Source organism: Xanthomonas sp. WHRI 8932A, from assembly GCF_035012785.1.
Classification (GTDB): Bacteria; Pseudomonadota; Gammaproteobacteria; order Xanthomonadales; family Xanthomonadaceae; genus Xanthomonas.
The window spans coordinates 354,337-379,095 of the sequence record NZ_JAYGQQ010000004.1 but is presented as its reverse complement, the minus strand read 5'-3'; the positions used below and the strand labels follow the sequence as shown (position 1 = coordinate 379,095).

The window sequence follows — 24,759 nt, the reverse complement described above, 5'->3', positions numbered from 1 at the left end:
AGGTCGGTGGGTTACTCGGAACAGCGGTGGTCATCGCCGCCATCGCCCAAGAATCTGTCAAACCGATGCAATCTCGCTGCCATCGTGAGGTCGGCTGACAAGACCGAGCGAGTCGTCGTCGCGCGGCTCAGACGGCGTGCTCATAAACCGCGGTGTTACATGCAGATTCCTAGCATCGGCGGCGACCGCGCTGCGCTGCATGCAGTCTTTTTGCAAGCGGACTTAAAACGTCACCCAGAAGCAGTTGTACTGCCGCCGCAAGCGCAACACGCTGCGCGCAGGCGTACCGCTGGCGAGGTTCTGTTCCAAGCGCAGGCCCCAGGGGCGCGGGCGTGTGGGCGTGGGCAATGGCGCGTCGATCGCGCTGCCATCCAGCGACGGGGCTGTTGCGGCGGTGTCTGCCTCCCAGGTCGGTGTATCGGTCTGCGGATACATCGGTGCGATGTCCAGCAGCGGGCGTTGCACGATGGCTTCCAGCCGGCTCAGCACCTGGTTGGCTGCCGCGTCGGATTGCCCGCTCCACAGGTAAAGGCTGGACAGTCGATTGACGTCGCGGCTGTCTACGGCGCTTTGCAGGAGCGACACCAGCTCGCTCAACCGGCGTGGGCAGCCATAGCGGTGCAGCCCGGTATTGCCCTGTGCGCGCGGGGTCGGTGGCGCGCGCATTGCGGCGCCCACGTCTTCGCAACGGCGGTCGGTGAACATGGTTTGCCCGTCCGGCGTGACGCAGCGACGGATCTCCTGTGCCTGCAAGCGATTGGCGGCAGGCAGGCATAGCAGCAACAACATCACTGGCAGGAGGCGAGGCATCCGCGCAGCGTAGCCGGGCGCGCGTGAGCTGGCGAGAAACGCGAAAGAACGCGCGCCTGCGCGCGTGACGTAGCTGGCCGCGCCCGCCGGAGTTGAATCGTTTGTACCGGTGAATTGCTGCAAGTGGGCCGAGCGCGTAGCTGCGCTCAGCGCCCCAGCAGTTGCAATACTTGCGTGGTGGGCTTGGCCAGGTTGAGCGTGTAGAAGTGCAGCGCCGGTGCGCCGCCGGCAATCAGGCGCTCGCACAAACTGGCCACCACTTCTGCGCCGAAGGCGCGCACCGCGTCGGCGTCGTCGCCGTAGGACTGCATCTTCTTGCCGATCCAGCGCGGGATCTCGGCACCGCATTGCTCGGAAAAACGCCGCAGCTGCGAGAAATTGGAGATCGGCATGATGCCGGGAACGATCGGCACCTCCACGCCCATACGCTGCACCGCGTCGCGAAAATGGAAGTAGGCATCGGCGTTGTAGAAATACTGGGTGATCGCCGCATCGGCGCCGGCATCGACCTTGGCCTTGAAGTAGCGCAGATCGCTCAACGCATCGACCGCTTGCGGATGGGTTTCCGGATACGCGCCGACTTCGATCCGGAAGGCATCGCCGTGCTCTGCGCGGATAAAGGCGATCAGGTCCGAGGCATAGCGCAGGTCGCCCGGATGCCCCATGCCCGAGGGCAGGTCGCCGCGCAGCGCGACGATGCGGGTACAGCCGATGGCGCGATACAGCTTGAGCAGTTCGCGAATCTCCTGGCGGTTGCCGCCTACGCAGGACAGATGCGGCGCCGATTCGAAGCCGTGCTTCTGCTTGAGGTGGCGCACCGTCTCGGAGGTGTAGCTGAGCGTGGAGCCGCCGGCGCCGAAGGTGCACGACACATATTCGGGCGCATAGCCCTTCAACTTGGTCGCGGTGCGGTCCAGCTGCGCGCGCTGGTCGTCGGTCTTGGGTGGGTAAAATTCGAAACTGAGATGCGTCATCGCGGCGGGTCCGGCGGATCGTGCTTGCATAATATCGCTTCATCGCGATGAATGCATATTTGGTTGCGAGTGTCTCGATTGGTTGGCGGCGATGCCAGCGTGCAGGTGCGCAACGCAGCGATTGCATGGTCGGGTCTGCTTGCGTGCACTTGTCGCGCGGCGCGGCGCGCGCGGTAAGCTCGGCTACCCCACGCCACTTGATCATCGACCAGGGCGTCGCTCCCGACCAGGAGTGAGCATTGCCACGCGCGTCCGCTGCACGCAGGCGCGCGTGATGCAGGCCTGGTGTGCAGCGGCGTCGCACGCTCTACGCCATGCATTGACATCTGCCTGCCTACACTGGGCGCCCTTTAACGGAGCGCCTTCATGTCCGACACCACGATGACCGCCATCGCCATCCGCGACGGCAAGGGCGACGCCGACGCGCTGTATGCCACCGAGCAGGCGCGCCCGCGTCCGGCGCCGGGGCAGGTGCTGATACGCGTGCATGCGGCGGGCATCAATCGCCCCGATCTGCTGCAGCGTGCCGGGCACTATCCGCCGCCGCCGGGCGCGCCGGAAACGCTGGGTCTGGAAGTGGCCGGCGAGATCGTGGAGCCGGCCGGTCGCTGGAAAGTGGGCGACCGTGTCTGTGCGCTGCTGGGCGGCGGTGGCTATGCCCAATATGTGGCGGTCGATGCGCGGCATGTGCTGCCGATTCCTGCCGGCATGGATCTGGTGCAGGCGGCCGCGTTGCCGGAAACCATCTTCACTGCCTATACCAACCTGTTCGAGCATGGCCGCTTGGCGGCCGGCGAATGGCTGTTGCTGCATGGTGCGACTTCAGGGATTGGCGTCACCGCCATCCAGATGGCCAAGGCCGCCGGTGCGCACGTGTTGGCCACTGCGCGCTCGGCCGGCAAGGCGGCGCAGGCGCGCGAGCTGGGCGCCGATGTGGCAATCGATTCCACCAGCGAATCGTTTGTGGCCGTGGCCAAGGCGCATGGCGGTGTGGACGTGGCGCTCGACATGGTGGGCGCTGCGGTCTTTGCCGATACGCTGGAAGCGCTCAACCCGCGCGGGCGCATCGTCTACATCGCCTCGCAGGCCGGTTCGACCCTCGAGGTGCCGATTCCGCAGCTGATGCGCAAGCAGGCCATCCTCACCGGCTCGACCCTGCGTCCGCGCACTGCCGACGAAAAGGCGCGCCTTGCCGCGGAGGTCGAGCGCGTGGTGTGGCCGTGGATCGAACAAGGCAAGATCCGCGTGCTGATCGACAAGTGCTTCCCGCTCGGTGAGGCGGCCGCGGCGCATCGCTATCTGGAGCAGGGCAGCCATCTGGGCAAGGTGGTGCTGGAGATGTAGTCCGCACTCGGTCGTCGCTGCGAGTTGCGCAGACAACGGACGATCGAAACGCAGCAGTATGAGGACGCGAGCCGATACCGCTGGCAGGCGCTTATGCGCTGCGATCGACCACCGCTTCGATGTGGTGGCCATCGGGGTCCATGGCGAACGCGGCGTAGTACGCATCGCCGTAGTCGGGTCGCAAACCGGGCACGCCGTTGCTGCGACCGCCGTGCTCAAGTGCGGCCAGATGGAAAGCGTCTACCGCAGCGGCGGTGCTGGCTGCGAATGCAAGATGGAATCCGCTGCCCGGCGCGCAGTGCGTTGCCTGTTGCTGTTTCAACGCCAGACAATCCTCGCCGCCGGGGCGGCCATAGCCGACCGCCTGATCGAGCGTGCCGGGTTCCAGATCCGACCACACCCGCACATAGCCCAGTGCGCCGAGCACGGCGTCGTAAAACGCGGCTGAGGTTTCGATGTTGCCAACGCCAATGGATACGTGATGCAGCATCGATGCAGTCCTGTGATGAGTGGCGCGCTTGTGCCGGCTGGCGATCCTGGTGTGTGCGGATGCCTTGGGTCAATCGCCTGCAGTGATTGCAGCCCGTCAAGGCGCTTGCAGGAACCGACGCAGTGGCCTGCATCGCATCTGTCAGCCAGGCGCCGCGCCGCGGAATGCTGACGGAGCCGCTGCATGTCACCCATGCAGGTATAGCAAAACAAGCAGGAGCGATGTCTCGCAGCGGGCCATGGCCTGACCGTACACTGCGCCGTCGCACACGTGTGGCCGGAGGTCGCACCACAGGTTGCGTCGGCCCGATGCCGTCGCAGCAGGCAGTGCAAAGCAACCAGCACGACTCCCCTATCAGCACGAAGGTTTCGATGAAGCATCCAGACGCATTGCGCATTGCCCTTGTCGGGATCGGCAAGATCGCCCGCGACCAGCACGTGCCGACCATCGCCGCGCGCCCGGACGTGCAGTTGGTGGCCACGGTGAGCCGGCATGGCACGGTCGATGGCGTCCCGGCGTATCACACCCTGGATGAAGCGTTCGCCGCGCATCCGGAGCTTGAAGCCGTCGCCTTATGCACGCCACCGGTCGGGCGGCATGCCTTGGCGCAGGCGGCATTGAGCGCTGGCCGGCATGTGTTTCTGGAAAAGCCGCCGGCCGCCACGCTTGCCGAGATCGACGACCTGCGCAAGGTGGCGCAGCACGCGCAGCGCAGCCTGTTCACCAGTTGGCATTCGCGTTGCGCGGCTGGCGTGGAGCCTGCACGCGCGTGGTTGGCCGATAAGCAGATCGTGCGCGCGCACATCACCTGGAAGGAAGACATCCGCCACTGGCATCCCGGGCAGGACTGGATCCTCGAACCCGGCGGTATGGGCGTGTTCGATCCCGGCATCAATGCGTTGTCCATCGTCACCCACCTGTTGCCGCGCAGCTTCGCATTGCGCGAGGCCGAGCTGCATACGCCGCAAAACCGTCAGGCGCCGCTGTACGCCAGGCTTGCGTTCGTCGATACCGCCGGCGTGCCGGTGACGGCGGAGTTCGACTTCCTGCAGACCGGTCACCAGCGCTGGGATATCGAAGTGGAAACCACCCAGGGCGTGCTGATGCTCAGCGAAGGCGGTGCCAAACTGCACATCGACGGGCAGGCGCAGACCGTACCCGCATCCAGCGAATACGATGGCCTATATCGGCGGTTTGTGCAGTTGGTGCGTGCCGGCGAATCGGAGGTGGATGTCGCTCCGTTCGTGCATGTGGCCGATGCGTTTTTGCTTGGGGCACGCACGGTCACCGCGCCGTTTGCCTGGTAAGTCGGTCGCGCTATCGCGGTGACCGTGCCGAAGAACAACACCGACGATTGGTCGGTGTTGTTTCGTCTTGATCGCGTATTTGCACGATGATTTCAATGCCATCGCGCCACATGCGCAGTGGCAGCGCCGCTGCGCATGTGCCGATCAACGGCTTTCCAGTGCCACGTCATCTTGCTCGACGTTTTCGGCGTTGCGGACATCCGCCACCGAGATGGGTGTACTCGCCGGCCTGCGCAGCGCTGGGGTGATCTGCGCGCGGAAGCGCCTGACCACCCACGTCTCATCGAGCAACGCAAACGCGAAGAAACCCAGCAAGGTGCCGGCGACCAACGTGGGCGCATGCGTAAACGTGCCAGGCAACAAGAGACTGAGCCACAGGAAGATATTGGGCGAGGTCTGCAGCAGGTGAATGTCTGCTGCAACGCCGGCGTCGATCCGCTGGCCGGTCACGCGCTGGTGCGCGCGTAAGTACAACGCACTTCCCACGCGGCACGCCAGCAATAGCGTAAACGGCAGCAGCAATGCGCCCCAGGCGTGCCAACCGCCATCCATCAATGCGTGTACGAGTGCAGTTCCTTCGGTGCGTAGCCCGACCAGCAAGGCCATCGGCACCATCGTCAATGCGCCCACCCAGCCCCAGTTTGTCGCGAGCTTGCCGGCTGCGATCGGCCGCGCCCGCCGCCATCCCTGTGCGGCCAGCGAGGGCAGTGCCAAGGCAAGCAGCAGCACCACGAAGAACCGCTCCAGCGCATGTGCGTTGCCCAGCAGCTCACGGTGATCCACAACCAATACCAGCAAGAGCAGTGGCAGCAGTACCGACAACACCAGCGTGTAGCGCGCTGCAAAAAAGTAATCGCCGCCGCGTGCCAGCGAGAAGGTCGGCACCGATAACGCCGGCGGCACGATCAACAACAAACCAATCACATGGATCCATTCGTTCTGGAACTGTGTGAGCAACAGCATGGCACAGAGCGCGCGTGCCACGCTGATCACGCACAGCGCAATGTTTTCCGGCCCCTGGGTCAGGCGTAAGGCGCCGGCCTCGATGCGTACCGACAGGAAGAACGCATTGACTGCCAGCAAGACGACGATGGCCGTGGTGCTGGCAATATGCGGCACATGGACGCCTGCGCACGACAGCGCGAAGCCGCCTAGCGCGGCGAGTAACATCCATTGCAGGAGATGGATTTCGGTTTGCTCGCCCAGATAGTTCATGCGCGAGGAGCTGCGCGCAGTCATCTGCTTGAGCTCGTCCCACGACAGCGGCCGGGAGTTGGGCAGCCGGAAATCGATGTAGTCGGCAGGTGGCAGGCCGGAGGCGATCAGCGCAAACACCTCGACGATGTATTTGTGCGCCACCACCAGCACCTGCTTGCCTTGCCGGTCCAATGGCGCAAGCACGGTGTCGTAGTAATGCTTGCAGCGGGCATACATGTCCATCCAGTGTTCGCCATCGGGCGGCGCGCCGTCGGCATCGTGGAAGCAGGCGTCGTAGAGGCGGTGGCCGATCGACTTCTTGATCAGCGTTTTGTTCTTGCCGGCGAAGATGCCGAAATCGCGTTCCACCAATGCAGCGCTGGAGATCACCTGCGGGGTCCCGGTGACGCCTTCCAGGATGATGGCCGCGGTTACCTGCGCGCGTTCGAGCGTGGACACGTGGACCTGATCGAAGTGCAGCCCGCGTTGACGAACGTAATCGGCTGCCTGGCGCGCCTGGCGACGGCCCAGCGGGGTGAGTGGCGAGTTCTGCGCGCCTGCAAAATAGTTCTGTTCGTTTGCGAGCGACTCGCCATGACGGACGAAGTACAAAGGCATGGGCTGGGCTCCGGTAATGCACCACTGATCGGTGAGTCCGGTAGCGTTGCAACACGAGTTGCCGACACGGCGCCTGCACAGCTGCAAGGCGACCGCTGATGGATGCGGCATAGGCCGCGTATCCGTCGGTGCCTCGCGCCGTCAGCCCATGTGACGGTTGCTTGCGACGTTGTGTCGATCATTGCTCATGCGGCAAGGCCATCGGCTCGCGGTCAACCGGTTGCACGCCATGTGGGCAGGTGGGGCAGCATGCATCCGATTGCCAGTAGGTCCGGGGAGCCGAGCGTTTCGTTGCGACGCGAACGCTGTTTTTATCGATCGATTCATCTGCTGACCAAGAATGTGTCGATCGCACCCGTTTGCTTGATTTGCGCGTGTCATCGAGTGCGACTGCATGCGCGCAGTGTCGTTGCGCGATACGAAGCGATCATGTTGCCCGCAGACGCACAACGCCTGTGTACGCGAAATGCGGCACAGGCGTTGGCTGATGCGGTCAACAGGTTGACGTTCACGCAGTTGTCTTATCGGTAGCCTGCTTGCGAGATCTGGTTACTGGCAGGTGTGCAGGTGCGATTTAGAGCAGCCAATAAAACGACTGTGCTCACCGCCAGGCGGGCGCGGACGTTGCTCGGTGCGGCATGTACCACGTTTACATGCCGGTTCGTCCGCGCCGTCCACACCCACCTGACGACTGCTCGCTACGTGCTGTTAGCCGTTCTTACATCACCTGCACATGCAGGCAACGCCGGTGGGCACATGGCTGCGGTCGGGATCAGCGCCGCCACATCCGTGTGCCACGCGCCGGCAGGGTAAACGTGTAGGAGCCGCTGCTAATGCGCACCACGTTGCCCGAGCCCAGCGCGTCCACGTAGTCTGCATTCCAGTACAACACGCTGTTGTTCATGCCGACGGTGGTGGTGACCGGGTTGCCGCATTTGTTGATGCCGACGATGCCCAGGCTGCCGCGACGGAACAGGATGTGGCAGGAACTGGACGACAACACCTGCATGTCGGTGCCCTGCACGCCATTGTGGAAACCGATCATGCGGCGCAGGTCGTCGCGCTGGTAGGCGTTGACCCAACGGTTGTCGCCGCTCTCGTTGTTGTCGGTGTAGACCATCGGCATGCCGCCGTTTCGGCCGATCAGATACGCATAGGCCAGGGTTTCGTCGACCGGGTCGAGAATGGCGTAGCGGAAGCCGGCGTTGTTGGGGATGTCGTGAGTGATGGCGAAAGTCACCGCGCGATTGCCCGGCAATGCCTGCCCACCGCCCGCCGGGTCCACCAGCTGCTGCATGCTGGCACCGACCGCAAATGCATTGCGCACTGCGTTGAACAACGGAAAGTCGTAGGCCGCATGCGGCGTGGATTGCAGATATGGCGCCAGAAACTGATCGTAATCGCTATTGCCGGTGCCGCCGCCGGTGATCACTTCGCCGAACACATAGACGCCTGAGCGGATGCCGGCATCGAATACGCGGTTCAGATGATCGAAGGTCATGTGCTTGGCCGCATCCACGCGGAAGCCGGTCACGCCCAGGCCCTTGAGTGCCTGCAGATAGGCGCGCTGCTGTTGCACCACCCAGTCGTTACCGACCAGATCCGGCAAGCCCGGGTCGCTGCCGCCGCCGCAGATGCGGTAATTGCGCACCTGGAAGGCGTCGTTGTAGTTGGTGATGCACTGCGCCGGGCCAAAGTCGCTGGCGCTCAGAAAGTTCGACTGCAAGGTGCCGAACAGGCGCAGCGAATCGTAACGTCCCGGGTTGGCTGCGTACTGCGACAACACCGCGCTGCCGGGGTAGTTGAGGTCCGAACGCGTCGCGGCTTCGTTGGCCATGTGGTTGAGCACCACGTCGGCATAGGTTTCAACGCCATTGTTGGCCAGCGCCTGCACCATGCGTGAGAACGCAGCGGTGTCGCCCAGCGGGCCGTCGATCACGCGCAGATCCTGCGGTTGATAACGCGCCCACCATGCACTGCCTTGCGAACGATAGGCGGGAGCCACCAGCACCTTGCGATAGCCGGCATCGGCGATCTCTTTGGCGCGTGCTTCCACAGTGGCGTAGGGCCAGTTGAAGGCATGCAGGATGACATCGGCCTGTACATTGGCGGTGGTCAGCAGCAAGACCAGCGCTGTCAGCAGCAGGCGGCCGCAACGCTGCATGAGCGAGGGTGGAGCATGAGCTAGCGTGTTGCGCATCGGATGGTTCTCCAGTCGGTAAGAGCGAGCTCGCGCGCAGTCTGCGATGCCCACATCAAGGCCTCCGGCCCCTGTTCCGGAAAGCGCGCGCACGGCGTGCAGCGCGCGGTGATGCTAAGCGCGCATCGCGCCGCAACATCGGTGGTGTGCATACGTATTCAATGCCACCAACCGCGAAACTGCGTGTGGGGTTCGGTGGCAACAGGGCGGTCGGTCGCACAAATGCGCGCGATCCCCTCCTGCTGGAACACTGGGCATCGGGCCAGTGTGTTTTCAGCGGCTAACGCGTTTGGTCCGGCGTGCGTCGCTATCGACGACGGCCACTGCAGGCGTGACACGCTGCAGGCAATGCGCTGTCTATGCGCATGCTGTTGGACGACGTGAGTGCGCTCGACGTTGCAACACGGTGGGCGCTGCCTCGAGCGAGCGATACGGCAAAACGGGCGGCAAGACATCGCGGGCAGCATGCGTTGCCGCGCAGTGCAGCCGGTGCAGCGTAGGCCGCACCGGCTGGCTAGGCGTGCTTAACGATAGACGTGGCGGAGCTCATCGCGCGTATGCAATTCCTGCAACTTGGCCAGCGGTAGCTCGATGTGTTCGTCGGTGTAATAAGTCGGTTGCTTCGCAGTGCTGCCGCCCGCATCGCGCTCGGCACCTTTCCACTTGTTGAAGCCCTTTTGCGGCAGGGCCAAGGTGATGGTTTCGCCACTGACGCTTTGCACCCGCACCACACCGTAGGCGTGTCCATCGTAGGCGCCAGGCGCCACCGTCTGCAGGTCCACGGTGTACAAGTCGCCTGCCGCAGGCTGCGCCAGCAGTGCGTTGTCCTGCTTCGATGTCTGCGAGGCGCTGTAGGCGCCAAACACCACCAGGATCGCAATCAGCCCGAGCAGGACCAGCCCGCCAAACCGGCGATAGGCAGGAATCGGTGGCTTGCCCTGAGCCGCTTCGAAGGTTTTGGTGTCCAGCGCAGTGCTGTGGTTGCAGCCGTCGCACACACGCAGGTACTGCTTCTTGGTGACCCAGCTGAAGATGTACCAGAGGTGCGCGTAGCGGTAATGCAGGACATTGCGAAAACTGCGCTGTTGCGCGCATTGGGCGCAATGCGCGCCGTCGGCGGCTCCGAGTGCGATGGCGTCGCCGCCCGATCCCCAGATGATCATCATTCGTCCTTGAACTATATGGAAGTGACGCATGATAAACGCTGCTCGGCTGGTTGCGCACCTGCCCGGGTGCCTAGCGGCGACGGGTGGCGCACGCTGACCCGGACCGGCGACGCAGGTGCCTGGCGCCGGCCGCGTTAAACTAGCGGCCAGTCCACTGCCGATGTCGCCCATGCGTAATCCACTGCAAGAACAGCTGCTCAAGGCTGGCCTGGTCAAGAAAGCCCAGGTGGACAAGGTTGCGCGTGAGCAGGTCAAGCAACGGCACGCCAAGGGCGGAGCGGTCACGCCTGCCGATACCGACAAAGTGGATGCGGCGCGGTTGCAGGCCGAGCGTGCCGAGCGCGATCGTGCGCTGGCCGAAGAACGCAATGTGCAGCTGCGCAAGCAGGAAGTGCTGGCGCAGGTGCGCCAGATCGTGGAGACCAGCAAGGTCAAGCGCGAAGGCGAGATCGACTATCGCTTCAATGATGGCAGCGTCATCCGCAGCGTGCTGGTCAATCCGGCGTTGCGCGGCCAATTGGCCAGTGGCGCATTGGTGATCGTGCGACATGGCGATGGTGTCGAGCTGATTCCGCGCGTGGCTGCCGACAAGGTCTACAGCCGCGATCCAGGCGCTGTGGTGCTGGACCACGCGCGCAACCCCGCGCCGCCATCGAGCGACAGCGACGATGACTACTACAGCCAGTTCAAGGTGCCTGACGATCTGATCTGGTAAGTGGTCGCGCGCAGTACTGCGCGTTACCCTGGCGCTCTTTGCCGCCGACCCTGTTGCCATGTCGATCGTTCTCACGCCGTTTGCCCGCCCCCGTTTGTTTCCGCGCGATGGCCGTCGCAATGCGATCCAGGACTGTACCGCCGAGCAGTTCATCCAGCATCTCAACGATGCGCCACCGCTGCGCGTGATCGAAGGCTACGCGGCGTTCTGCCAGCTGCATGTGCACCACAACTGGACCAGCACCCGCTGCCTGACGGTACCGATCAGCGCAGAAAACCGTCACCTGCTGCGCTCCGGTTACGAAGCGCGCAACACGCAGGAATTGCCGGTGTTGGTTCGCTGGTTCGAAGGCGTCGAGCCGCCGGTCGCGCAGTACATGCTGCCGATCCTGTACAGCCGCGATCAGCTGGCCAAGGAAGGCGCCCCCATCGATGCGGACTGGGGCGTGGTCGGTTGCCTTTACACCGCCGAGCCGGACGAAATCCCGATGACGCCGATCACCATGTTGCGCAATGCGCTAGGCGTGGAAGAGGGCGGCTCGGGCGTGCCGCTGGACCGCGACGCGTACCGGCGCAGCGTGGCATTTTGGGAGGCCAACGCGAACTGGCGGCCCTAACGTCGCCCGAGGCGGCGCCGGTCTGGATCATTTCGGTGGCATCGGTGCTGGGCGTGACCCGCCCCAGCAGAACCTTGCTTTTGGCATACCGCTGTCGAGCGGATCGAAATCGATGCAGCAAGCCGCTGCACATCCCCATTGCGTCCTTCTCGCCGCGGCTGCAGATCGTCGAGCTCAGCGAGCACGGAGCATCTCGGCTGTCGTCTGTGCGCTTGGCGTGAGATCCGACACTGCCCGAGTTTTCAATCCGATCGGGATGCGTTCCTTGATGTTTCATGATCCGCACGGCGCCGCTCATTGGCCGGGTGGCGCCGCGAACGCCTCTTCGGCGAGGCGGTCAAGATAGGCGCGCATGCGCGTTTCGATCAGCGCCGGCTCGGTGGGCAGGGCGCGTGCGGGTGCGTTGCTCGCGCCACGCGCGTGCACGCGTGGATAGGGCGATGCGGGCACGGCCACTTCCAGAAAGGTGCACAACCGTTCCCATCCCGTTTCCGTGTCGGCATCGAGCACCAGCAGGCGCTGCGCCGGCACGCGCTCAATCACGGTCTGGTTCCAGCGGCGGAAGTAGTCGGTCATGAAGGCGCGATCGCCGATCCGCTCGCCCAGCTCGCGGCGCAGGAACCGGCTCAGCCGCTGGCCCTGGTCACCAAACAGCGACGGCACGCTGCCGTCGCCGGAAAAGATCGTGGCATGCACCGAATCGAACCACGCGTCTGGGTCGCGTACGGTCAGGATCACCTTGGCGTGCGGGAAGTGTGCGACCAGTTGTGGCCAGAAGCAGCAGCCCGGATAGTCGGTGGTTGCTGTATAGCTGGCGAAAATCGCGTCCCAGTCCGGTTGCCCGTCGATCGCGTGCTCCCACAACGGCAAGGCCTGGCGCAGCTGCGCGGCCAGTTCCATGGCGTGGTAACAGCGGCCCAATCCCAGATGCTCCAGCGCCAGCTTCAGCGACAAGGTGCCAGTGCGGCCGAGGCCTGCGCCGATGATGCGCAGGCTCACGTGGCCGGCTCGGTGGCGTGCGCCAGCCACTGTGCGGCTTCGCTGCACAGTTCCGCCTGTGCGCGTGTCGCGTAGGCGGCGGCGATAGACGCCGGCAACAGGGAGCGCCAGCGCCCCGCACGGCCCTGGTTGAAGAAAGCCTTGCCGCCCTCGCGCCACAATCCGGCACCCTGCGGCACGTAGCGTGCCGCGTGCTGGCGCATGTAGTCGAAGCGGCAGTGGTGCAGGATCGCCTTCCAGGCCGCGTCGCGCACAGGAATCTCCAGGAACGCTGCGATGCGGCGTATCTGTCCCGGCAAGTCGTGCAGGAGGTCGGCGTAGTGCACCAGCAGCACGTTCGGCTGTGTGCGCTGCTGCCACCAGCTGCGCACGCCCTCCCAGAATGGCCAGAACGGTGCACCGTCGTGCGCCAGCCAGTACGCCACGTACTCATCCACCGGCAGGCTCGGCGGCGGCACCACGCGCAGCTTGCCGGGCTCTCCCGCGCCAGCGTCCAGGCGCGCTTGCGCGTCCTGGCTCACCGCGCACTGGTGGTCGTACAGGCTCAGCGCGATGTCGCGGCCGTCGCGGCCGATATACAGGTATTTGGCGCGCGCACTGATCACCAGCGCATCGGCCGGCAGGTGGGTCTTGATAAAACGCCGATGGGTCTGCGCCTGCAGCAGCGCGAGTTTGCTGGCGCGGTTCGGATGCACGCTGTCCAGCCACGGTGAGAGACGCGAAACGTCGACGTCTGCCGCACCTTCGAAGATCAGTTGGGCGACGATCTGTTGCAGCCAGGTGGTGCCGGCCTTGGCATAACTGGCGATGACGATGTCGCCGTGCCGGAACGCCAGCTCGTTCCACGCTGCGGAATCGAAAAAGCGGTTGGGATATTCGCGGGTCTTGGCGAATGCGGTGGAGTCAGCCATGCGGAGGTTCTGGAGGGTAGGAGAGGGACGCGGCTATGGCAGCGTGCGAGGTAAGGGCCACACTGGCCGTGCGCGGCCGCAGGGCGATGCGGACGTCGAGCGGGCGCAGCACCAGCGCCGGAAACGGCGTGGGCCGCGCATCCGCCGCCAGGTGCAGCGTGCGCAGACGCAACAGGCTGGCGACGACAACGGTCATCTGCACCTGCGCCAGCATGCTGCCGATGCAACTGCGCGGGCCGCCGCCGAACGGGAAGTAGGTGTAGCGCGCTGGTGCATGTGCGGCCGTCTGCAACCAGCGTGCAGGCACGAAGCGCTCCGGTTCGGCAAAGTGACGCGGATCGCGCTGCACCACCCATTGACTGACGATCAGCTGGGTGCCGCGCGGGACCGCGAAGCCGTCCAGGGTAGTGTCGCGCTGCGCGATGCGCGCGGTCATCCATGCCGGCGGATACAGGCGCATGGCTTCCTTCACGCAGGCGCGGGCCAGCGGCAGGCGCTCGATGAGGGCATCGCCGCAGGCGTCATCGGATGCGGCGTCGAGGTCGGTGGCCGCGTCGGCTTCCTCTGCGACTGCCTGCGCGAGCGATGGATGCTGTGCCAGCAGCAACAAGGTCCAGGTCAGCCCGGCCGCCATCGGTTCCAGCGCAGACATCAGCATCGCCGCAGCCTCGTCGCGCCGCCAGTCGCTGCGGCCATGCGGATCGTCGCGGCGGAGCAGTTCGAGCATCGAGTCGGTGCCGGCAGGACGCGACGTATCGAGAATCTGCGCCAGCGCCACGTCCAGCGCTCCGCGCGCGGCAGTCAGCCGGCGCTTGCCGACGCTCGGCCACCAGGCCGGCGCTGCGGACGGCGTCCGCGTCTGTTGCAGGATCGCATCGACCATCGGCAGCATCCGCAGCAGCGCCGGAGCCTGCGTCGCATCGCCGAGCAAGAAGCCGGCGCCGAGCTGCGCGCACAGCGCGGTCGTGGTCGGGCGCAGATCCTGCGCAGGGTCTGTGTCGTCATGCGTTCGCAGCAAGGCCTGCGTCGCAGCGGACGCCTGTATGGCGTAGGCGCGCACCAAGCTGGCGCGGAAGGCGGGTTGTAGCGTCCGTCGCTTGTGCCGCCACTGGGTACCGTCGCTGTTCATGACCGACGCGGGAAATGCGGCGCGACGCGCGCGCGGGTCCGGATCGGTCTTGGCATAAAGAGCCCCATCGTCGCCGAGGACCTGGGCGATGGTCGCCGGTGCTGCGAGGAGATAGGTACGCTCGGCGATCCGCACCACATCGCCGTAAGTGCGTGCACTGGCTTGCAGGAAGCCCAGCGGATCTGCGGTGAATGCCTCTCGATTGCCGAACGCCCAGTGTCCCCGAGGCCCGGGCGGAAGCCGTCCTGTCTCGGTCACGCGCAGCACCATTCGGGCACACGCCACTGCATCATGCCGATTGCCGCATGTCGGTCGCGATAGCAGCCGGCGAACGCGTGCATGCTGCGCTCCAAGGTCTCGAAGCGAGGGGCGCGAGAGGAAGGCGGATCGCCTCCTCGCGCGCGGATGCCACGCGACGGTGGCGGACGGATCAATAGGTGTAGATGTAGCCCAGCTTGCGGGCGCCGAAGCTCTGGACCCAACGCGACAGCGATCTAAAAAATACTTTCATGGCGATACTCCTGATTGAAGAAGAGAGCCTGTTGCGGTGATCGCCGCTGCATCGGCGAGGCAGCCACGAGAAAAACATCCCCGCCCGGAGCGGGCCACGCAAGCGAAAGACTAAAGCGTAAAGACTAAAGCGTGCTCAACTGCGGATGCGTCATGTGCCGATTCTTGACGCCTGTCACGCGCGGGATGGTATCGCCGCGATCAGCTGGCCAAGGAAGGCGCACCCATCGATGCGGACTGGGGCGTGGTCGGTTGTCTTTACACCGCTGAGCCGGACGAAATCCCGATGACGCCGATCACCATGTTGCGCAATGCGCTAGGCGTGGAAGAGGGCGGCTCGGGCGTGCCGCTGGACCGCGACGCGTATCGGCGCAGCGTGGCATTTTGGGAGGCTAACGCGAACTGGCGGCCGTGAGAACTTTGTGTGCAACTGCGCAGCGCAGATTTTGTGGCGCGATGCCGCATTAGCAACGCGCCCACCGGACGGGCATATAGCGATGTAGCAGCATTGGGGCAAGGACATCCCCGTAGCGCGTGAACCTGCACCAGACCCGCAGTGCTTAGCCTTAACTGCAGATACGCAGTGCATGGCATGTGACGTAAACACAGAACGGGCGCCCCAAGCGCCCGTTCTGTGTTCAATCGAGACCCGGCTTGTCAGCGCGATGGCGCGTGCTGGGTCTGCATCTGTTCCTGTGCCTGCCGCTGTTGTGGGTCTGCATCCAGTGCCTGGCTCTGCCGTGTACTCGACTGCAGGTCGTGATTCACCGCCTGCGAAAAGTCGATATAGGTACGCTGGGCAGCAGGATCGTTCGGCTGGCCCTGCACTGCGAACAAGCCCTGGTTATCCAGGCGCGCTACCACCGTATCGATTCTGCTCATGCCGGCGACCTTGGATTCAAAGGCCACCTGTCCTGCCGCGTTCTCCAGTTGGTCGCGATCCTTGAACAGCGGCGTCAGGCCGCCCTGGCGACGCTGCTCTTCCAGCGTTTCGAGTTTTTCCGCGGCCTGCTGGAAGCGTGGGTTGTCTGGATGTCCCGGGGTTGCCATGGTCGGCTCGGCGACTTTCTGTTCCTGCTCCGCCTGTTGTTGGACGGCGGCATCCAGGGCGCTGAGCGTGCCGCGCCCGACCTTGCCGTCCACGGTCAGCTGGTGGTCGCTCTGGAACTGCTGCACCGCCTGCAAGGTGCTGGAACCGAAGTGCCCGTCGGGCACCAGTGGCGCACCATCCTTACCCAGGTAGCCCAGGTCGGCGAGTTTCTGCTGCATGGCCTGTACGTTGTCACCGCGCGCACCGCTGACCAGCACTGCGCCCGCCGCCGGCGCGCCTGGCGTTGAGGGTGAACCATGCGAGGGTGTGGCAGTGGGCGTGATACCCATCTGGGTCATCGCGGTGTCGAAGCGTGCATCACGACTGGTGACTGCGCCCGGCGACTCGATGCCGTACTTGGTCGATTCAACGAAGGTCTGCACATCGGCGCGGGTCGGCGGATTGCCGGCGTGAATCTTGCCGCCTTGCAGCGTGACTTCGTTGCCGGCCAGGTAGCTGACGAACTGCGGCCCCATGCTGCCGAACTGGTTGTCGTAGTCAGCCATGGCAAGCTGCAATTCCGGGTTTGCAGCGATGGCATCGGCAGCGGCAGGATTGGTTGCACGAACGCGTGTAATCGCGTCGTCCACGCGTTCGATCGCACTGTCCAGTTTGGTGTTGGTGAACTGGTCGATGGTGGCCTTGGGAATGGCCTGCAATTTTGCATCCAGCGCGCTCAGTTGCTGGCTGCTCAGGCCGCCTTGTTGGGAAAGCAGGGCGATGTCATCGGTGTTGAAACCGTTGTCGCGCAGGAAGCGTTGCGCCTGAGGGTTCCTGCCCACATCGAACTGCACCAGTCCGAAGGAGTACGTGCTGCTGCCCTTCTGGGCGTACGAGAAGTGGTCTAGGTGGCGCGTATTGCCTCCCAGTTCGGTATTCAGATAGAGCGTGCTCAGCTGCTCGCGAGTGATCGTGGATTCCGTTGCCATGGTGGTGTTCCTTCGGGTGGGCGGGAGCGGGGTTCAGCCGGCGCAGTGCTGCTGTGTGAAAGCCACCAGCTGCGCGACGGCTCTGTCGCCGTAGGCGGCCGGGGCCGGTTCGACTACAAAGTTTCCTATCATTTGGTTGCTGCAGACCTGTACGTTGCTCTTGCCGGCCGCGCTCTGCAGTGTGCAATTGGCGGCAAACAGATCATTGCCGCCCGCAGTCCCCGCAGACAGGTTGGTCGCTGCCGTGCAGCCAATCAGAGTGCCCTTCTGGGAATTCTGGCCCATCAGTGTGTTGAAATTGGCTAATTGACTGTTGGCGTCGCGCAGTTTCATCACGTCCACGCAGTCCTTCTGTCCTTCCACTGCAACACAGCTAGCCTGGTCGGCCAACGCGGTGCGGGTGGCCGACATGATTTGGATGCGGTCGGCGTAGACCTGCTTCAGGCACTGTGCGTCAGCGCAGAGGTCACGGGTGTGCTGCTGCCAGTGTTCTTGTTCTGACTGCAGTTTCGCCTTGCCTGCGGCATCGAGCGTGTCACGCGCGGTAGCGCTGGCCTTGGCCAAGTCGGTGTCCAGACGCGCCAGGGCCGGGTCCTTGCAGACCATTGCCTGCACTGGTGAGGCGTTAGTTGCAGCCGCGCAGGCTGGGGGGGCGGTACTAGCATCTGCGGCGACGCTGCCGGTCTTGTCGGCAGTGCTGGTCGCCTGGGCGTCGCTGGACGGCGATGTGCAGGCCGCCAACAGCGCCAGCAGGCAAAGGGACATCACGGGTTTGCTTGCCCGGGTAATGTGTTGGGTTGTGCTGCGCTGCATTGTCTTTCCTTTGGTGGTGGGCGTCCTGGCGCATCCTGTGGGCGGCGGGGTATCGTTCGAACTTTCGGACGTAAGCGCCATGGCTACCGCGCCCGGTGGCGAGCCAATTAGCCTACCACCCGGACGCGATCATCTTTGTCGAGATTGCAGGACCTACATGCGAGGAGGTCGCCTGTCTGACGGCACGTTGATCGGTTACCCAAACCGCAAAATGAGCGGCTAAAGGTGCCCTTCTTTGCTGAGATGCAATATCAGCCAATGCCCAGCACAGGTATGTGAGGCGCAGCCCAGGTCACCGTGATCATGGCGCCATGCACCAACCCCTGCTATCTGAGCTGCGCGAAGATGGCGGCCGGTGGCCGTGGCCAGCCCGCGGGTGCATAGGCAAACGGAAGTTGCAGCGAATGCAGCAGGCTGAACATTGCGGCCTGCTGCTGGGGTGTACGAAGTCCAGTGCGATGCCGTCATTCGTTGCAGTACCTTGCATCAGTAGCTGCTGATAGACGGCGCCGGGCGCGCATACGACATGGATCTGGTGATCCAGCACCGCACTGACATGATTCACCGGGTGCGACCCTCGCTTACAGTTCGCTAAGGATCTGGGCGCGGCGCTGGGTGTATTCGGCGTCGGTAATCAGCTGCTGCGATTTGAGCCGATTGAGTTCGTCCAGCCGGGATTGCGTGGTCGTCGCCGCTGTCGTATTTCCTGCAATTGCACCAGGCTTGCGTGATGCGCGTTTGACGGCCCAGACGATGATGCTGATGACGGCAGCGATCATGCCAAAAAATACCAGAACAACGATCCAATGCCAGATGCTGAAGTTACCCATGCGATGTCCTTTTTGAGATGGGGTGAAAGCGGGCGACTCGCTTTGCCGCAGTGGTGTGCAGGCAAGGCCACGCCACTCCTGGGCTGTACGTTACACCACGGCGCCGGAAGAGATCCCTACGGCGCGGGTCACGCTGTGTGACGCGCTGGAGCAGAAGGCGGCTTGGCCGTACCGTTTGACCGCGACTGCTACAGGTGCGTCGTGGAATTCTGGCAGAACAATATAAATCGGCAACCATGTTGGTGGTCACGGTGCTGGTGTTTCATGCATCCGGGGATCGGCGAAACAAGTGCGCCTGCATGCCAACGAATGCACTACGGATGTCGGCCTCGGTTTCATGCGTCGCGTGCATAGCCGGCCTCGCGTTGCGCGCGCAGCGCCATCACGATCACCGTATCGGTCACATCCACATAGCGATACACCGCCACGTACCCATGCGAGCCGCGGCCCATCACCAGTTCGCTGTGGTCTGCATGCACCGGTCGGCCGATCAACGGATTGCCTGCCAGCACATCGAACGCGCTGACGATCTCCTCGGGTCTTTCTGCTGCATGCACGCTCTCGTGGTCGCGCAAATGCGCGTCGATCCGCTCCAGATCCTCGATCACGCCTGTGACAAGGCGGATGTGTGTCACCTCAGCTTTCCAGCTTGCGCGCCACCGGCCGATTCGCAGGCTTTCCTGCGACCCGGGCCTTGAAATAGGTGCGCGCCTCGTCCCACGGAATGGTCTCACCCGTCTCCAGAAATTCGGACCAACGCTGATCGGCCTGGGCGCGGAAGTCGGCGCGACGCTCCGCCAGTTCGGCCTTCTAGGCGATGGCTTCCAGGATGAAGTTGTGCGCCGTGGTGCCGGCTGCTTCCGCGGCCTTGGCGACGCGGGCCTTGAGCGCGTCCGGCAGGCGGATGGTGGTGGTGCCCATGCGGGGCTCCAAGGCGTTGCGGTTCGCGTGAAACGTAGCGCAGATGTGATACAGGGGGGCCGAGCGCTCAGTCAGCGGGCCGGAGAACGCGGTTTTGCGCAGCAGAATTGCCGGAGACGCTCTATATCGGGGAGGTGTTGCCGGTGCGCGGGGATGGCGATTGAAGCGCGTTCCTGGAGACCGTCTTGCATTAGGGAATCTCTGAATAACTCGTTGCCCAGCGAGAGAGAGTTGCAATCTAGCCTAATCACGACAATCGCCGGCGCTTAAAATCAAGCACTTGCGCGTGATTTAGTCTGTCCAAGGCATTGATCGGAAGCCTATGAAAGATTTGTTCAGAGTTTCCTTAGCACTGCATGTACATCATCTCTTGGGCATCGACGCGCAAGGTCGCACTGCCGTTCGGCAGGCGCCGGGTCGCGCGGTACTCCTTCCGCTTTTGGGCAGCGCTGCTGGCAGCACCAATCACGGCGCGTTTGGTCTGTTGATCTCTTAAAAAAAACGGGCGCCTTGCGGCGCCCGTTTCTCAAACACGCATTTGCCTGGGCGATCACTCGCCCCATCACTCAGTAACGGTAATGATCCGGCTTGTACGGGCCGGCCACGTCCACGCCGAGATAATCGGCCTGGTCCTTGGTCAGGGTGGTCAGCTTGACGCCGATCTTTTCCAGGTGCAGGCGGGCCACTTCCTCGTCCAGGTGCTTGGGCAGGATGTAGACCTTCTTCTCGTAGGTGTCGCGCTTTTCCCACAGGTCGATCTGCGCCAGGGTCTGGTTGGCGAACGAGTTGGACATCACGAAGCTCGGGTGGCCGGTGGCGCAGCCCAGGTTCACCAGGCGGCCGTCGGCCAGCAGGAAGATCGCGTTGCCGTTGCCGAACACGTACTTGTCGACCTGCGGCTTGATGTTGATCTTCTCCACGCCCTTGAGTGCATTCAGCGCATCGACCTGGATCTCGTTGTCGAAGTGGCCGATGTTGCACACGATGGCCTGGTCTTTCATCGCCTGCAGGTGCTCGACGGTGATGATGTCCTTGTTGCCGGTGGTGGTGACATAGATGTCGCCGCGGCCCAGGGTGGATTCGATGGTGTTGACCTCGTAGCCTTCCATCGACGCCTGCAGGGCGCAGATCGGGTCGATCTCGGTCACGATGACGCGGGCGCCATAGTTACGCAGCGAGGCGGCGCTGCCCTTGCCCACGTCACCGTAGCCGCAGACCACCGCGACCTTGCCGGCCAGCATCACGTCCATCGCGCGCTTCAGGCCATCGGCCAGCGACTCGCGGCAGCCGTAGAGGTTGTCGAACTTGCTCTTGGTGACCGAGTCGTTGACGTTGATGGCCGGGATCAGCAGCTTGCCGGCTTCGGCGATCTGGTACAGGCGGTGCACGCCGGTGGTGGTCTCTTCGGAGACGCCCTTCCAGTCCTTGACCACGCGGGCCCAGTAACCCGGGCGCTCGACGGCCACGCGCTTGAGCAGCGCCTTGATCACGCCTTCTTCGTGCGAAGACGCCGGCTCGTCGACCCAGGTGCTGCCGTTTTCGAGCTCATAGCCCTTGTGGATCAGCAGGGTGACGTCGCCGCCGTCGTCCACCACCAGCTCCGGGCCGGTCTGGGTGCCGTCGGGCAGGGTGAAGGTCAGCGCATCCAGGGTGCAGTCCCAATACTCTTCCAGCGTCTCGCCCTTCCAGGCGAACACAGGCGTGCCGCTCACCGCAATGGCGGCGGCAGCGTGATCCTGGGTGGAGAAAATGTTGCACGAGGCCCAGCGCACGTTGGCGCCGATGTCCTTGAGCGTTTCGATCAGCACGGCGGTCTGGATGGTCATGTGCAGCGAGCCGGTGATGCGCACGTCCTTCAGCGGCTTGCTGGTGGCGTGCTTGCGGCGGATCGACATCAGGCCCGGCATTTCGTGCTCGGCGATGTCCAGCTCCTTGCGGCCCCAATCGGCCAGGGAGAGGTCGGCGACCTTGAAGTCGTCGTTTGCAGCGGTTTTTGCGACAGCGTTCATGCAATTGCTCCGGTAGGCAGACGAATGTCTGCAATTCCGGGCGCCGTTGAACGAGAAATCCCTGTCGAGCCTGGCCGTATGTGTCTGCACGGTTGGTGCAGTTGGCAGATCGATCTGCCATAGCGGTCGCAGCGCCCCTCGACGAGGGTCTGATTATATCGGCAGCACCCCCGTCCGGCATGAATTGCCGCACACCCCAACCAACGGCAGGGGGAGCGGCCGACGGACGGCTGCTATGGTCCGGGGTCGATCCAGAGCGGGGAACGGACATGCAGGCCAAACGGAAAGCGCACCACGGGTACCGGCACGGTGATGAGGGGCGCGGCATGCCGGCGCTCGATGCGTCGCCGCTCGCCAGGCCCGGCGGCCATCTGCTCGACGGTGTGGTGACCGGCCGGGCGCTGGCGCGTGCGCTGTTGCTGACGTTCCTGAGTGCGCCGCTGCTGGCCTCGGCGGCCGGCGTGCCGGCATCACCGCCAGCGGCAGCGGCAGCGGCAAGCAGCGGTTATCGGCTGCCCTCCAAGGCCTTGCAAGCGGTAGTGGATGCGCCGCGCGCGCCGCTGCTGCAGTTGTCGCCCAAACGCGACCTGGCCGCGATGCTGCAATTGCCGACACTGCCGGATATCGCCGAAGTGGCCCAGCCCGAGCTCAAGCTGGCGGGCGTACGCATCCACCCCAAGACCCATGCGGCCAGTCGCTTCTCCTTCGCCAGCAAGCTGTGGCTGCTGGCGGTGGCGGACGGGAGCGAGCGCCAGATTGCCGGGCTGCCGTCGCCGTTGTCGCTGGCGGACCAGAGCTGGTCGCCGGATCAGCGCTATCTGGCGTTCCGTCGCGAAGATGCCGCCAGCGGCGCCAACGAGCTGTGGCTGGTGGACGTGGCCGCCGGGCAGGCGCGGCGCCTGGTGGCCGGCTTGAACACCAGCGTCAACGACGAGCTGCGCTGGTTGCCCGATGGCAGCGGGTTGCTGCTGCAACGGCAAGTGGACGGGCAGGGTGCACCGCCCGCGCGCGATGCGACACCGGACGGCCCGGCGATCCAGCAGACCAGCGCCGCGGCCGGAGTGCGCTCGCTGCCGACCTATCAGGACCTGCTGCGCAACGAGGCCGATGCGCGCGTGTTCGAGCACTACGCCACCGGCCAGCCGATCATCGTCACGGTGAGCGGGCAGGTGCGCCCGATTGCCGCGCCCGGCATCTACCTCAACCTCTCGGTATCGCCGGATGGCCGTTACATCCTGAGCGAACGCAGCGAGCGGCCGTTCTCGTATCTGGTGCCGGTGGACAACTTCGCCCGACGTATCGAGGTGCTGGATCTGCAGGGCAAGCTGGTGCGCCAGATCGCCCAGTTGCCCTTGGTGGAAGGCCTGCCGACCGGCAACGACGCGGTGCCCACCGGCGTGCGCGATATCGCCTGGCGCGCCGATGCGCCGGCCACGCTGGTGTGGGCCGAGGCACAGGACGGCGGCGACCCGGCACGCGAGAGCAAGATCCGCGATGCGGTGCGGATGCAGGCAGCGCCGTTCACGCGTGCGCCGGTGACGCTGGCGCAGCTGGGAAGCCGATTCGAAGGCATCCAGTGGGGCCGTGGCGATTTGGCGATCCTGAGCGAAAGCTGGTGGAAGACCCGCCGTATCAAACAATGGCGCATCGCCCCCGATCAGCCCAAGCAAGCGCCCGAGCTGCTGTGGGACCGCTCCTCGCAGGATCGCTACAACGACCCGGGAACCCCGGCGACGGTGGCCGACGGCAAGGGCCATCCGCTGCTGCAGACCAGCGCCGATGGCAATAGCCTGTTTCTGCTCGGCAAGGGCGCCTCGCCGGAAGGCGACCGCCCGTTTGTGGATCGCTTCGATCTGCGAAGCAAGCGCGCCACGCGGTTGTTCCATTCGCAGGCACCCACCTATTCCGCGCCACTGGCGCTGCTGGATGCGCAAGGCACGCAGCTGCTGCTCAGCCGCGAATCGCCTGAAGAACCGGCCAACTACTTCGTGCAGGCACTGGGCGATGCGGCGCCTGCACCGCGTGCGTTGACGCAGTTCGCACATCCATTGCCGCAGTTGCGTGGCGTGCAGAAGGAGCAGATCCGCTACAAGCGTGCCGATGGCGTGGACCTCACCGCCACGTTGTTGCTGCCGCCCGGTTACGACCCCAAACGCGACGGCCCGCGGCCGCTGCTGATGTGGGCCTACCCGGGCGAGTTCAAAAGCGCCGACACCGCCAGCCAGGTCACCGACTCGCCGTATCGTTTCAATGCGATCAGCTATTGGGGGCCGCAGGCATTTCTGGCGATCGGCTATGTGGTGCTCAACAACCCGACCATGCCGATCGTCGGCGAAGGCGATGCCGAACCCAACGACACCTACGTGCCGCAGCTGATCGCCGATGCGCAGGCGGCGGTGGATGAAGTGGTGCGGCGTGGGGTTACCGACCGCGCGCGCATCGCCATCGGCGGGCATTCGTATGGCGCTTTCATGACCGCGAATCTGCTCGCGCACACGCGCCTGTTCAAGGCCGGTATCGCACGCAGCGGCGCCTACAACCGCACGCTCACCCCGTTCGGCTTCCAGGCCGAAGAACGCAACTACTGGCAGGCGCAATCGGTGTATCAGGCGATGTCGCCATTCAACTACGCCGACAAGATCAAGGATCCGCTGCTGCTGATCCACGGCCAGGACGACAACAACACCGGCACCTTCCCGATCCAGAGCGAGCGCATGTTCGCCGCGATCAAGGGCCTGGGCGGCACCGCGAAGCTGGTGATGCTGCCCAACGAATCGCATGCGTATCGCGCGCGGCAATCGATCCTGCAGATGCTGGCCGAGAGCGAGCAGTGGTTGAACAGCAATCTTGGCGAGCCGGTGAAGGAGACCGGCGCTCCGCGCACGCGTTGATCGAGGGTGCGGAGCTGCGCGCGATGAGGTGTTACCGATCAAGCCTCGTCGCGCCCGGGTGCGCTCCTACGAGGGCGGTGCCTATGTGTTCGCAGGATGCGTGTGGGGTGCAGTGCGGAGGTGCGCTGCAGGCTTGCGTCGGCGTGCGAGATCGGAGAGTGCGTCGATCACGCCTCGTCGCGCCCTGGTGCGCTCCTACGAGTGGGGTTGCCTATGTGGTCGCAGGATGCGTGTGGTGCGCATTGCGGAGATGTGCTGCAGGCTTGCGTCGGCGTGCGCGATCGGAGAGT

Annotated in this window: 19 protein-coding genes, 1 other RNA gene, 2 pseudogenes and 1 riboswitch; of the genes and pseudogenes, 7 read left to right on the top strand and 15 right to left on the bottom strand. The window is 64.4% G+C overall.

The genetic code is table 11. The features are described 5' to 3' along the window. Nucleotides 1-222: 222 nt before the first annotated feature. Both VC212_RS08915 and metF read right to left on the bottom strand, forming a co-directional pair. On the bottom strand, nucleotides 223-810 hold the full coding sequence (locus tag VC212_RS08915; RefSeq protein ID WP_323515524.1) for a hypothetical protein: 588 nt from the start codon (nucleotides 808-810) through the stop codon (nucleotides 223-225). A gap of 146 nt (nucleotides 811-956) precedes the next feature. After that, complete coding sequence (gene metF, locus VC212_RS08910; protein ID WP_055850966.1) at nucleotides 957-1,784, bottom strand: methylenetetrahydrofolate reductase [NAD(P)H]; 828 nt, start codon at nucleotides 1,782-1,784, stop codon at nucleotides 957-959. Nucleotides 1,785-2,150: 366 nt separating this feature from the next. Between metF and VC212_RS08905 the strand changes: the two genes are divergently transcribed. After that, nucleotides 2,151-3,128: an NAD(P)H-quinone oxidoreductase gene (locus tag VC212_RS08905; protein WP_323515523.1), complete on the top strand. Its 978-nt coding sequence runs from the start codon at nucleotides 2,151-2,153 to the stop codon at nucleotides 3,126-3,128. Between the two features lie 91 nt (nucleotides 3,129-3,219). Here the strand turns inward: VC212_RS08905 and VC212_RS08900 are convergent, their stop codons facing one another. After that, nucleotides 3,220-3,618 carry a VOC family protein gene (locus VC212_RS08900; protein ID WP_323515522.1) on the bottom strand — a complete coding sequence of 133 codons (399 nt, stop codon included), beginning with the start codon at nucleotides 3,616-3,618 and terminating at the stop codon, nucleotides 3,220-3,222. A gap of 371 nt (nucleotides 3,619-3,989) precedes the next feature. Between VC212_RS08900 and VC212_RS08895 the strand changes: the two genes are divergently transcribed. Continuing rightward, nucleotides 3,990-4,925, top strand: a complete 936-nt coding sequence (locus tag VC212_RS08895; protein WP_055851435.1) for a Gfo/Idh/MocA family oxidoreductase — start codon at nucleotides 3,990-3,992, stop codon at nucleotides 4,923-4,925. Between the two features lie 144 nt (nucleotides 4,926-5,069). Here VC212_RS08895 and VC212_RS08890 read toward each other — a convergent pair whose 3' ends face one another. Then, a complete protein-coding gene (locus tag VC212_RS08890; RefSeq protein ID WP_323515521.1) occupies nucleotides 5,070-6,740 on the bottom strand; it encodes a histidine phosphatase family protein in 1,671 nt (556 codons plus the stop codon). A 638-nt stretch (nucleotides 6,741-7,378) separates the two neighbouring features. Between VC212_RS08890 and VC212_RS08885 the strand changes: the two genes are divergently transcribed. Further along, a non-coding RNA gene (locus tag VC212_RS08885) (sX9 sRNA) lies at nucleotides 7,379-7,454 on the top strand. A gap of 58 nt (nucleotides 7,455-7,512) precedes the next feature. Here the strand turns inward: VC212_RS08885 and VC212_RS08880 are convergent. Both VC212_RS08880 and VC212_RS08875 read right to left on the bottom strand, forming a co-directional pair. After that, complete coding sequence (locus VC212_RS08880; RefSeq protein ID WP_323515554.1) at nucleotides 7,513-8,883, bottom strand: alpha-amylase family protein; 1,371 nt, start codon at nucleotides 8,881-8,883, stop codon at nucleotides 7,513-7,515. Nucleotides 8,884-9,464: 581 nt separating this feature from the next. After that, nucleotides 9,465-10,103 carry a hypothetical protein gene (locus VC212_RS08875; RefSeq protein WP_323515519.1) on the bottom strand — a complete coding sequence of 213 codons (639 nt, stop codon included), beginning with the start codon at nucleotides 10,101-10,103 and terminating at the stop codon, nucleotides 9,465-9,467. A gap of 172 nt (nucleotides 10,104-10,275) precedes the next feature. Between VC212_RS08875 and VC212_RS08870 the strand changes: the two genes are divergently transcribed. Beyond that, nucleotides 10,276-10,821, top strand: a complete 546-nt coding sequence (locus tag VC212_RS08870; protein WP_323515518.1) for a DUF2058 domain-containing protein — start codon at nucleotides 10,276-10,278, stop codon at nucleotides 10,819-10,821. Between the two features lie 58 nt (nucleotides 10,822-10,879). Further along, on the top strand, nucleotides 10,880-11,437 hold the full coding sequence (locus tag VC212_RS08865; RefSeq protein WP_323515517.1) for a DUF3228 family protein: 558 nt from the start codon (nucleotides 10,880-10,882) through the stop codon (nucleotides 11,435-11,437). 294 nt (nucleotides 11,438-11,731) lie between these two features. On the opposite strand, the gene VC212_RS08860 is transcribed toward VC212_RS08865, so the two are convergent. The 3 genes from VC212_RS08860 to VC212_RS08850 are packed head-to-tail and all read right to left on the bottom strand — an operon-like array spanning nucleotide 11,732 to nucleotide 14,734. Then, nucleotides 11,732-12,436 carry a sulfotransferase gene (locus VC212_RS08860; protein ID WP_323515515.1) on the bottom strand — a complete coding sequence of 235 codons (705 nt, stop codon included), beginning with the start codon at nucleotides 12,434-12,436 and terminating at the stop codon, nucleotides 11,732-11,734. Continuing rightward, nucleotides 12,433-13,347 (bottom strand): sulfotransferase domain-containing protein, encoded by a 915-nt coding sequence (locus VC212_RS08855; RefSeq protein WP_323515513.1) that lies wholly within the window; start codon nucleotides 13,345-13,347, stop codon nucleotides 12,433-12,435. The genes VC212_RS08860 and VC212_RS08855 overlap by 4 nt, the downstream gene beginning before the upstream one ends. Continuing rightward, on the bottom strand, nucleotides 13,340-14,734 hold the full coding sequence (locus VC212_RS08850) for a cytochrome P450 (protein WP_323515512.1): 1,395 nt from the start codon (nucleotides 14,732-14,734) through the stop codon (nucleotides 13,340-13,342). Before VC212_RS08850 ends, VC212_RS08855 begins: the two co-directional genes overlap by 8 nt. A 448-nt stretch (nucleotides 14,735-15,182) precedes the next feature. Here VC212_RS08850 and VC212_RS08845 point away from each other — a divergent pair. Next, nucleotides 15,183-15,401: pseudogene (locus tag VC212_RS08845) on the top strand (DUF3228 family protein); the annotation flags it as partial. Nucleotides 15,402-15,643: 242 nt separating this feature from the next. Here the strand turns inward: VC212_RS08845 and VC212_RS08840 are convergent. The 6 genes and pseudogenes from VC212_RS08840 to ahcY all read right to left on the bottom strand — a co-directional run bounded on the left by VC212_RS08840 (nucleotide 15,644) and on the right by ahcY (nucleotide 21,578). Further along, nucleotides 15,644-17,005, bottom strand: coding sequence for a peptidoglycan-binding domain-containing protein (locus VC212_RS08840; protein WP_323515511.1), 1,362 nt, complete (start codon nucleotides 17,003-17,005; stop codon nucleotides 15,644-15,646). A gap of 33 nt (nucleotides 17,006-17,038) precedes the next feature. Continuing rightward, nucleotides 17,039-17,818: a hypothetical protein gene (locus VC212_RS08835; RefSeq protein ID WP_323515510.1), complete on the bottom strand. Its 780-nt coding sequence runs from the start codon at nucleotides 17,816-17,818 to the stop codon at nucleotides 17,039-17,041. Nucleotides 17,819-18,399: 581 nt separating this feature from the next. After that, nucleotides 18,400-18,648, bottom strand: a complete 249-nt coding sequence (locus VC212_RS08830; protein WP_115553049.1) for an SHOCT domain-containing protein — start codon at nucleotides 18,646-18,648, stop codon at nucleotides 18,400-18,402. 335 nt (nucleotides 18,649-18,983) lie between these two features. Next, nucleotides 18,984-19,283 carry a type II toxin-antitoxin system RelE/ParE family toxin gene (locus tag VC212_RS08825; protein ID WP_323515509.1) on the bottom strand — a complete coding sequence of 100 codons (300 nt, stop codon included), beginning with the start codon at nucleotides 19,281-19,283 and terminating at the stop codon, nucleotides 18,984-18,986. A 1-nt stretch (nucleotide 19,284) separates the two neighbouring features. Next, nucleotides 19,285-19,569: pseudogene (locus VC212_RS08820) on the bottom strand (CopG family transcriptional regulator). Between the two features lie 566 nt (nucleotides 19,570-20,135). Then, the gene (gene ahcY / locus VC212_RS08815) at nucleotides 20,136-21,578 is read right to left on the bottom strand and encodes an adenosylhomocysteinase (RefSeq protein WP_055850993.1); all 1,443 of its coding nucleotides are present in this window, start codon (nucleotides 21,576-21,578) and stop codon (nucleotides 20,136-20,138) included. A gap of 31 nt (nucleotides 21,579-21,609) precedes the next feature. Next, nucleotides 21,610-21,724, bottom strand: a riboswitch (S-adenosyl-L-homocysteine riboswitch). A 180-nt stretch (nucleotides 21,725-21,904) separates the two neighbouring features. Here ahcY and VC212_RS08810 point away from each other — a divergent pair. Next, the gene (locus VC212_RS08810) at nucleotides 21,905-24,469 is read left to right on the top strand and encodes a prolyl oligopeptidase family serine peptidase (protein WP_323515507.1); all 2,565 of its coding nucleotides are present in this window, start codon (nucleotides 21,905-21,907) and stop codon (nucleotides 24,467-24,469) included. Nucleotides 24,470-24,759: the final 290 nt, after the last annotated feature.